The sequence below is a fragment of the Flavobacterium paronense genome (genome assembly GCF_030409795.1).
Classification (GTDB): Bacteria; Bacteroidota; Bacteroidia; order Flavobacteriales; family Flavobacteriaceae; genus Flavobacterium; species Flavobacterium paronense.
Window position 1 is genome coordinate 1 of the sequence record NZ_JAUFQN010000014.1, and the last position, 7,676, is coordinate 7,676.

Consider the following 7,676-nt stretch of genomic DNA (forward strand, 5'->3'; position numbering starts at 1 on the left):
CCACGATTAACGCGGGGGTTACCATCGGAACGAAAATTGCCAACAGATGGGTAATGGCACCAACGAGAGCCTGATGAAAGGGAGGGCGATCCTCCAGTTCAAAATATAAGGTCAGAACCTGCATGGTTTATATCAGACATCCCTTCACTCCTTTTAAAGTAAATTTGATCATCTGAATTAGTAAAATAAATTCCCACGAATTTGGGGCGCAGGACGCCTTGAGAACGGGCTTATCTCATTTTCGCAGTCACTATTTAGTCATCGTTCAAACAGAGAAACAGGCCGCCGAAGCGGCCATTTATTATTTATATTTTTTCAGCGCAGTGAGTATTTCTCCGGTGTGAAATGCCATTCGCGTAACCAGATGCCGCATGCATCGTGAATTGCGGTAGCAATCGCCGGAGCTGCGCCATTTACACCGATTTCCGAGATCGATTTCGCCCCGAACGGGCCGACTTTATCGTCGCTCGGCACCAGCACAGCGCGGAAATCACGCGGAATGTCACCAATTTTTCGGTGCGCCGTAACTGCGTAAATCACGCGTTAACGGGTGACCTTCGGCGTCATAAATGATCTCTTCGCTCATACTGTGGCCGATAGCACGCAGGGTGGCACCGTAGATTTGTCCCAACGCTAACTCTGGATTGACCGTGTACCGCAGTCCAGCAAGGCGTAGAATTTATCCAGGCGGATTTCACCCGTACGCGTGTTGACGGCAACTTCAGCGAAGTTTGCGCCATACGGGAAGGCGAAATCAGGCGTGATATAACTGCCAGTTCCCACCAGTGAACCAAAGCCGGTGCCGGTTTCGCCTTTTATGGGCAATATCCCCCGAAACTAACTTCGCCTTTCTTGCCGCGCACGACGCCCGGCGTTGCCAGTTGAACATCTGCCACTGGCTCACCCAACATTTGCGCGCCGGGAACAGAATTTTCTCCCGTAGATTTTCCGCTGCCAAACGCGCCGCGTTACCCGAGAAGCAAGTACCGGACGAGGCATATGCGCCTTTATCAAACAACGCATGATCGGTATCACCGGAGATAACATGCACGTCCTGCGGTGGGCAGTGCAGCACTTCTGCTGCCAGTTTCGTCACTACAGTATCCAGACCAGTACCAATATCCGCACCGCCAGAATGAACGATAAAGGTGCCGTCCGATTCCAGTTTGATCATGCAGTTAGCCTGATCGATATCCGGGATACCCGATTTCTGCATGATAATGGCGACGCCGCGACCGATGTGCAGTCACCATTTTGGCGGTTCGGTGACGACCATTGGATCATATCGCGACCCTGACGCAGGATCTCTTCAGTGCACAGCTGGCGGCGGAAGGAACGGAGGTCGGCGCTTTACCTTCACCGATTGCACCGAGAATTTTCAGCTCTTGCCCTTCGTGTACCGGTTACGTTCGATAATTTCCAGTTGGTCGATCTGTAACTGTTCAGCCAGTTCCGCTAATGCCATGGTGATAGCGAAGTTACCTTTCGGTGCGCCATAACCCTGATAAGCACCATTTGGGCAAATGTTGCTGTAGTAGGTGGTGACCTGAAATCGACGTTATCGCACGGATATAACGGCAGCGACAGCGCCGGTCCGTTACACGGTACGGTGAGTGAGTGGTTGCCGTAAGGGCCAGTGTTGGCGCGGAAATCCATCTCACTGCCGTCAGGCGACCATCTTTTTTCGCTCCCAGTTTGACGGTGACTTTCGCGACGTGACGAGAGGTGTTAGCAATAAACTCTTCTTCACGGGTGTAGCGGAACAGTACCGGACGCCGGTCACGCAGGTTGCCCAGCGCACACTTCTTCCAGCAGGATGTCCTGTTTGGAACCAAAAACCGCCGCCAACTCGCTCTTTAATGACATGAACTTTATGCTGTTTCATGCCCACGAGGCGCGCGACCTGGCGGCGTAATAGTGCCATGGTACCTGGGTGGAGGCGTGGATAACCAGACGATCGCCGTCCATACGAGTAAAGCAGATATGTGTTTCAGTCGGGCACTGCTGCGCTTGCGTTGAGTTATAGGTTTCGCTCAATGATCACATCGGCATCGGCAAAGCCTTTGTCCATATCGCCAATATGACCATGAATACTGGCGGCGATATTTTTGCGAGGGCGAGAACCGATCGGGAAGTTGATGATCATATGCTCGCCGCGCTGGGCTGCATGGCTGTTATCGTCTTCCAGAGTATCTGGCGCACCAGCAACAATACACCACCGGTTCATCGTGCACGACAGGCGCATCTTCCGCCATTGCTTCGTCGATCGACATTACCGGCTTAAGCACTTCATATTCAACGTCGATGACTTCAGTGCTTCGAGCGCAATTTCTTCACTTTCTGCGACGACCGCAGCAACACGATCGCCGACGTGACGCATTTTCTTGCCGAACATACGGCGGTCAAGCGGTGACGGTTCCGGTGCGCTCTGACCACCCGGGGTAGTAGTAGATATCCGGGCAATTCAGGTGAGTAATAACGTGAACGACGCCCGGTAAGGCTTCAGCTTTGCTGACATCCAGATGAGTAATCAGTGCGTGAGCGTGTGGGCTACGTAACATTTTAATGACGCAGGCGTCAGCCGTTACGCGGTCTTCAACATAGCAGGGTTTCGCCTGCACCATTTTCGCGGCATCAGTTTTAGGATAATGCTTACCAATGACTTCTAGGTCGTCACGGAAAGTCGGAGCGTATCAATGGTGGCCTGCGGATTATTTTTACGTGCAACCGCCAGTTCAATGACCTGATAGTATTGCTGCCAGCCAGCATCGCGCGGCTGAACAAACCAGAAAGCGCGTCGTCGATCTCTTCGCGGGTAGGTGCGGCGATGCGAATCGAGAAGATCGGTGATAATCAGAGCTGCAGCTGGATCGTTATAACCAGACTGCCACCACGCCAACATCAACCATTGCCTGTTGAACCAGACTTAACTCGTTCCATTTGCCCAGAGATTCTGCGGTACGAATATCTGCCTTCTCTAACTGTGCGGCAATAAGCAAGGACGCGTTAACGATATTACCGTTAAAGATTATTGCGTCAGAACCGGCAAACCCGAAACCATCATCACTGTTGCGTACAGAGTGCATTCCCATGTTAAACAACAGCTTTTGCACGTTTTCGCCTGGATTAACGGTTAGCTCCTGAGGCGCGCCATTTAAAGTAAAGTGGATGATCATACGGCTTCCTCCCCAGCCTGTTGGCAGTCGCATACAGGTCGGCTACCAGAACTCCCGTGATATAGCGTTTATAGGCCACGCTGCCCCGCAAATCTTCCTGCGGGAAAATGGCGTTGGCGACAGCCTGTTTCAAGTGCATTGCCTTCCAGATGTTGTTTTTCGACATCATGCAGACGCAGTGCTTTACTGGCGACGCCATACCAGCGCAATTCGCATACCGTCGTGGTCTGTCATTGCAACGGCTGCCGTCACGACGGTTAAACCTGCCTGAGAAACGGCTAATTTTGCGGGTCGCACAGGTGCGATACGGATTCTTTAATGATAATTTCGGTTAGCAGGCGATCGCATGGGCAGGCCAGGTAGTCCTCGATTGACAGCGTTTCGCCGTTGCCAAAAACCAGTTCAGCATCCAGTGCCAACAGGACGGGAAGCAGCACCGACTCTTCCTGGCGGGCGGCGATTTCACCACCAATGGTCGACTGATTACGAACATGGCGTGAGTAAACAAAACCGAGGGCTTCAACGCAGCGCTGCAGGAATAAATCGCGCATCACGCAGTGGCTGCAAGCGAGACATTGCGCCAATCCGCAGTGCACCGTTATCCCAGTCAACCCAGTCCAGTTCCAGATCCTGTAAGGAAATGGCAATCTTTTTATCGGTACGGTTGGTGTAGCATTGAGTTTGCTGCCCCGGCGAACCAGGACGGCTTCATCCTGGTAGCGGCGCTTCAGTTCCAGCGCCTGTTCGACAGAGTCGGGCCTGAAAAAATTGTTCAATCATCTTCTTTCCTTATTTAACCCTCTTCCCTGCGGGAAGAGGGCATCTGTCATTTATGCCAGCGCATCCATCCGACGCCACATACTGGCAGCGGCTTTTCTGGCTTGTGCATAAATGGAATCGCAATCGAAGTTAAACTGACGGTCTTCATAGACCATCACACCATTGACCATCACGCTGTGAACGCTGCCTGAGCCCATACCGAAGCGATATGCCCGGCGATATGTCTGCCAGCAGCGGCGTCGGCGAGTTGTAATCGCAAATGGTTAAATCAGCTTTGTAACCGGCTTCCAGAAGCCCAAATTTCGCGCCAAAGTTGCGGCTCATCAGTTCGTTACCGTTAGTCAGGGCTTTGGCAAAACTGTCAGGCCACAGCGGACCACCCGCATCGCGATGTTTAAAGAAGGCAAATTTCATCTCTCAAAACATGTCCGAACCAATGCCGTCCGTTCCCAACGCCAGATTGCGGATGTCGCTAAGGTGATGGTTGTGTAGCCGACATGGTTGTTCATGTTTGAACGGGCGTTATGCACCAGGAACGCCATCGCGCTGATTGAGTAGGGTGATGTCATCTTTCGACAAGTACAGCCCATGAGCGACCAGCGTTTTGCTGTCGATGAGATCGAATTGCGCCAGTCGTGCCAGCAGGTCTTTTGCCGTACCAGTGGTGACTGTAGGAAACGTCGTAAAGGTCTTCCGCAGCGTGAATATGCAAACCACGGCCTGTGGCTTTCACGGCTTCACGCAGCATCTCCAGACCGGCATCCGGCACGGTAAAACGGCGCGTGAGCACCGATATGTGCTTCCACCAGATACGGCTCGCTTGTCGCTTTCTTCGCCTCATCAATCAAACGGGCGAAACGGATGTTTTCTTCTACACCTTCCTGGCAACTCTTTGATGCCGTTGTTTACGGTCAGTAGTTTCAAAACAGGTCATCGCGCGCAGGCCAACTTTTAAAAATGCGTCGCGCAATGTGGAGAGCGACCCGCCGATATACGCCGGAGAGGCATGGTGATCGATAACCGATGTACATCCGCTCTTAATCGCTTCCAGGGAACAAATCAGTCCGCTGTAATAGAGCGACTCTTCATCAAGGGCGCGATCGAGCCGCCACCAGAGATTTTTCAGCGTTGAGATGAAATCCGGGCAAGGGGCGATGTTTGCCATAATTCCGCGGGAAAGCCCCGAGTAAAAATGGTTGTGCGAGCAGACAATCCCTGGCATCACAAATCCGGCCATGCATCTCTTTGAAGCTGGCGTCGGGGTAGCGTTGCGTCAGGGCATCGCCGATAGCGACAATCACATCGTTTTCGATGGCGATATCAACGCCTTCCTGCACTTTTGCCGGTGTAGCTGTACCGCAGTGACATTCTTCAGAATCAACATGATTACACCTCCACGCGGCCCAGCAGATAATGATGATGCTGGTGGACATGGCTGATATGATGCGGCACATATCGTTCAGCTCCGGTGGTACGTTGTTAAACTGACCTTTGCTGTCGATGTTTAACACCCAGCTTTGGTTATTCAGACGTACTCGTACCCGGCAATCTCCACAAGGAAGCCTGGGTTGCTGCTGTTATCAAAGTCTTGCGCCAGGCTGAAGACGGTGATTTTGTCTTTGTACGGTTTACCGTTCCACGGACAGAACTGAGCGCAGTTGCCGCATTCGTTACAGTAAGCGTCGAGGTGCAGCGTACTGGAAACGGTTCTGGAAGCCTGGGACCGCAATGGAGACGTTGGCGCGGTTCGGGCAGACATCCACACACTTGCTGCAAACGTAGTTACATTCGAGGGCAGCGAGCGGCTTCCTGGGCGACAAACGCGTCACGATCGTCACTGTTCACCAGCGTGATAGAGATATCGCCTTTACGTGATAGATTTCCGCTGGATTGACGTTGTTCCAGTATTTATCGTTCTGGTGGGAACGGATATTTTCCCGACTAAGGATGGCATCGGTCGCCCGACGCGCGGTTCCGACAGCAGCGACAATGGAGGATGGTCCGCGCTGTACGTCGCCGATCATAAAGACGTCAGTCAGACGAGTTTCGCCATTATGGTCGACGGTCTGGCCAGCCGTTTTTGTCCAGCGGCACGCCCATCGCATTCAGGGCTTCCAGTATCCTGCTGTTCACCAATGGCGGTGATCAGGCTGTCTACAAGCAGTGTTACTGTTTCATTGGTTTCAACCGGACGACGAACGACCTTTCTCATCCGGTTCGCCAAGCGACTAACGCGCAAGGTTAAGGTGCCATCAGCATCGAAACGTTCCGGATTATTCAGGAAACGGAACTCTAACGCCGTCGTGCAACGCTTCTTCATACTCTTCGCGCCATGCGGGCATCTCTTAGTAGTGAACGACGGTAAACGATCGTTGCTTTTTCTACGCCTGGAACGCGTAACGCCGCACGAGCGCAGTCCATTGCGGTGTTACCCGCCCCGACAACGACACATGTTTGCCCAGCTTGAGCGCTGTACCCTTGTTGTATTCACGCAGGAAGGGGAGTGATTCCAGACATTTTGGTTGTCGCCCGCCAGTTTCACACCGCTATTTTTATCAGTGCCGGTGGCAATCAGAACATAGTGGAAGCCCTGATTTTTTAACTGCTCAATGGTTAAATCGGGTGAGCAGCCATACTCAAATTTCACGCGTGAGCGGCAACAAAATCGATATCGTGCTGAATTAACTCGCAGGAATACGGAACTGAGGAATGATATTTTTCACCACGCCGCCCGCATTGGCTTCGCGTTCAAACAGCGTAACGGATGGCCCGCTCTGGCAAGGAAGTAACCTGCTGCCAGACCCGCCGGACCTGCACCATCACGGCACCGGATGGCGTGAACCAGAAACCGGCTGGTTTGTGCCAGCGTTGCTTATATTCATCCCAACCTTTTTCCAGCGCGACTTTTTTCAGTTCGCGGATATTCAGCGCACTGTCGTAATCCAGGCGGGTACAGTTGTATTGGCACTGGTGATCGCAAATATGACCGGTAATGGCGGGCAGAGCGTTGCGTTGGTAGATGAGTTCCAGCGCGTCGGCATAGCGTGTTCGCCAAGCAGACGGATGTATTCCGGAATATCTTGCTTGATAGCGCAGGCAGTAACACAGGGGGCAACGTAGCAGTCGGTTCAGCGGCAGGTCTTCTGCCACTTCAATACGCTCTTCTGGCTTCCAGTGTTTCTGGGTGTATTCCATGGTTAACGCATCTGCTGCCAGTCTGTTCAGTCGTTCGACGTCAACATGTCAAGTCCCCAGGCGTCGGAGCCTTCCAGCTCGCGCATGCAGGCACTTAAGCGCAGATAGCCGCCAGGTTTCAGCAGGTCGGTTGCCATAGTAATAGGCGAATACCTGTATCAAAAATATCGCGGATAGTCAGCTGACTGGCACCACCGGAATAAGAAATGGGCAGTTTGCCGTCAAAGGCGCGAGAGAGAACTGCTGCAACATTGATGGAGAGGCGGGAACAGCGCACGGCCTGACATATACATCTCTTCACCAGGCAGTGCGCCTTTATTGTTGATGGTGCCGAGAGTGTTAGTCAGTTTTACGCCAAAGCCGAGTGATTTTTCTTTTGCCAGTGCCATCAGGCGTTCCAGCATTTCCAGTGCTTGCGTCAGCTTGAGGTCGTGATCAAATGACTCTTCTTTTAAGCCTATGTAACCGAAACCGCAGACATCGAGGATCTCACGAACACGCGCGTACCCCAGTAAGGTCGGGTTA

Annotated in this window: 17 protein-coding genes and 2 pseudogenes; all 19 read right to left on the reverse strand. The window is 52.6% G+C overall.

Annotation, left to right across the window (positions count from 1 at the left end):
- Positions 1-315: 315 nt before the first annotated feature.
- A complete protein-coding gene (locus QWY90_RS17295) occupies positions 316-540 on the reverse strand; it encodes a hypothetical protein (RefSeq protein ID WP_290284009.1) in 225 nt (74 codons plus the stop codon).
- Positions 503-631 (reverse strand): molybdopterin cofactor-binding domain-containing protein, encoded by a 129-nt coding sequence (locus QWY90_RS17300; RefSeq protein WP_500683668.1) that lies wholly within the window; start codon positions 629-631, stop codon positions 503-505. Before QWY90_RS17300 ends, QWY90_RS17295 begins: the two co-directional genes overlap by 38 nt.
- Before the next feature lie 2 nt (positions 632-633).
- On the reverse strand, positions 634-783 hold the full coding sequence (locus QWY90_RS17305; RefSeq protein WP_500683669.1) for a molybdopterin cofactor-binding domain-containing protein: 150 nt from the start codon (positions 781-783) through the stop codon (positions 634-636).
- Positions 755-1,246, reverse strand: a complete 492-nt coding sequence (locus QWY90_RS17310) for a molybdopterin cofactor-binding domain-containing protein (RefSeq protein ID WP_336622149.1) — start codon at positions 1,244-1,246, stop codon at positions 755-757. Before QWY90_RS17310 ends, QWY90_RS17305 begins: the two co-directional genes overlap by 29 nt.
- Before the next feature lie 132 nt (positions 1,247-1,378).
- A pseudogene (locus QWY90_RS17315) lies at positions 1,379-1,543 on the reverse strand (molybdopterin cofactor-binding domain-containing protein); the annotation flags it as partial.
- On the reverse strand, positions 1,479-1,835 hold the full coding sequence (locus tag QWY90_RS17320) for a molybdopterin cofactor-binding domain-containing protein (protein ID WP_500683670.1): 357 nt from the start codon (positions 1,833-1,835) through the stop codon (positions 1,479-1,481). The pseudogene QWY90_RS17315 and the gene QWY90_RS17320, both read right to left, overlap by 65 nt.
- Positions 1,836-2,020: 185 nt before the next feature.
- Entirely contained in the window at positions 2,021-2,245 is a 225-nt protein-coding gene (locus QWY90_RS17325) for a hypothetical protein (RefSeq protein WP_290284010.1), read from the reverse strand.
- Between the two features lie 157 nt (positions 2,246-2,402).
- Entirely contained in the window at positions 2,403-2,624 is a 222-nt protein-coding gene (locus QWY90_RS17330) for a hypothetical protein (protein WP_500683671.1), read from the reverse strand.
- Positions 2,625-2,665: 41 nt separating this feature from the next.
- Positions 2,666-2,902 (reverse strand): hypothetical protein, encoded by a 237-nt coding sequence (locus QWY90_RS17335; RefSeq protein WP_290284012.1) that lies wholly within the window; start codon positions 2,900-2,902, stop codon positions 2,666-2,668.
- Positions 2,874-3,209, reverse strand: coding sequence for a hypothetical protein (locus tag QWY90_RS17340; RefSeq protein ID WP_290284013.1), 336 nt, complete (start codon positions 3,207-3,209; stop codon positions 2,874-2,876). Before QWY90_RS17340 ends, QWY90_RS17335 begins: the two co-directional genes overlap by 29 nt.
- Positions 3,210-3,454: 245 nt before the next feature.
- Positions 3,455-3,952 (reverse strand): FAD binding domain-containing protein, encoded by a 498-nt coding sequence (locus QWY90_RS17345; RefSeq protein ID WP_290284014.1) that lies wholly within the window; start codon positions 3,950-3,952, stop codon positions 3,455-3,457.
- 148 nt (positions 3,953-4,100) lie between these two features.
- Positions 4,101-4,370: an amidohydrolase family protein gene (locus tag QWY90_RS17350; protein ID WP_290284015.1), complete on the reverse strand. Its 270-nt coding sequence runs from the start codon at positions 4,368-4,370 to the stop codon at positions 4,101-4,103.
- Positions 4,371-4,827: 457 nt separating this feature from the next.
- A complete protein-coding gene (locus QWY90_RS17355; RefSeq protein WP_500683672.1) occupies positions 4,828-5,124 on the reverse strand; it encodes an amidohydrolase family protein in 297 nt (98 codons plus the stop codon).
- On the reverse strand, positions 5,045-5,467 hold the full coding sequence (locus QWY90_RS17360; protein ID WP_290284016.1) for a hypothetical protein: 423 nt from the start codon (positions 5,465-5,467) through the stop codon (positions 5,045-5,047). Before QWY90_RS17360 ends, QWY90_RS17355 begins: the two co-directional genes overlap by 80 nt.
- Positions 5,468-5,991: 524 nt before the next feature.
- Positions 5,992-6,276, reverse strand: coding sequence for a hypothetical protein (locus QWY90_RS17365; protein WP_290284017.1), 285 nt, complete (start codon positions 6,274-6,276; stop codon positions 5,992-5,994).
- On the reverse strand, positions 6,273-6,443 hold the full coding sequence (locus QWY90_RS17370; RefSeq protein WP_500683673.1) for an FAD-dependent oxidoreductase: 171 nt from the start codon (positions 6,441-6,443) through the stop codon (positions 6,273-6,275). The genes QWY90_RS17365 and QWY90_RS17370 overlap by 4 nt, the downstream gene beginning before the upstream one ends.
- Positions 6,444-6,704: 261 nt before the next feature.
- Complete coding sequence (locus QWY90_RS17375; RefSeq protein WP_290284018.1) at positions 6,705-7,151, reverse strand: hypothetical protein; 447 nt, start codon at positions 7,149-7,151, stop codon at positions 6,705-6,707.
- Positions 7,152-7,177: 26 nt separating this feature from the next.
- Positions 7,178-7,452 (reverse strand): annotated as a pseudogene (locus tag QWY90_RS17380) (hypothetical protein).
- A partial coding sequence (locus QWY90_RS17385; RefSeq protein WP_290284019.1) for a hypothetical protein occupies positions 7,373-7,676 on the reverse strand: 304 nt, incomplete at its 5' end. The gene QWY90_RS17385 and the pseudogene QWY90_RS17380, both read right to left, overlap by 80 nt.

Bases quoted from the DNA above. Each gene is read 5' to 3' on its own strand.
- QWY90_RS17325 (WP_290284010.1), bottom strand. From the start codon at position 2,245: ATGCGCCTGTCGTGCACGATGAACCGGTGGTGTATTGTTGCTGGTGCG.
- QWY90_RS17330 (WP_500683671.1), bottom strand. From the start codon at position 2,624: ATGGTGCAGGCGAAACCCTGCTATGTTGAAGACCGCGTAACGGCTGAC.
- QWY90_RS17335 (WP_290284012.1), bottom strand. From the start codon at position 2,902: ATGTTGGCGTGGTGGCAGTCTGGTTATAACGATCCAGCTGCAGCTCTG.
- QWY90_RS17340 (WP_290284013.1), bottom strand. From the start codon at position 3,209: ATGCGACTGCCAACAGGCTGGGGAGGAAGCCGTATGATCATCCACTTT.
- QWY90_RS17350 (WP_290284015.1), bottom strand. From the start codon at position 4,370: ATGAAATTTGCCTTCTTTAAACATCGCGATGCGGGTGGTCCGCTGTGG.
- QWY90_RS17365 (WP_290284017.1), bottom strand. From the start codon at position 6,276: ATGAAGAAGCGTTGCACGACGGCGTTAGAGTTCCGTTTCCTGAATAAT.
- QWY90_RS17375 (WP_290284018.1), bottom strand. From the start codon at position 7,151: ATGGAATACACCCAGAAACACTGGAAGCCAGAAGAGCGTATTGAAGTG.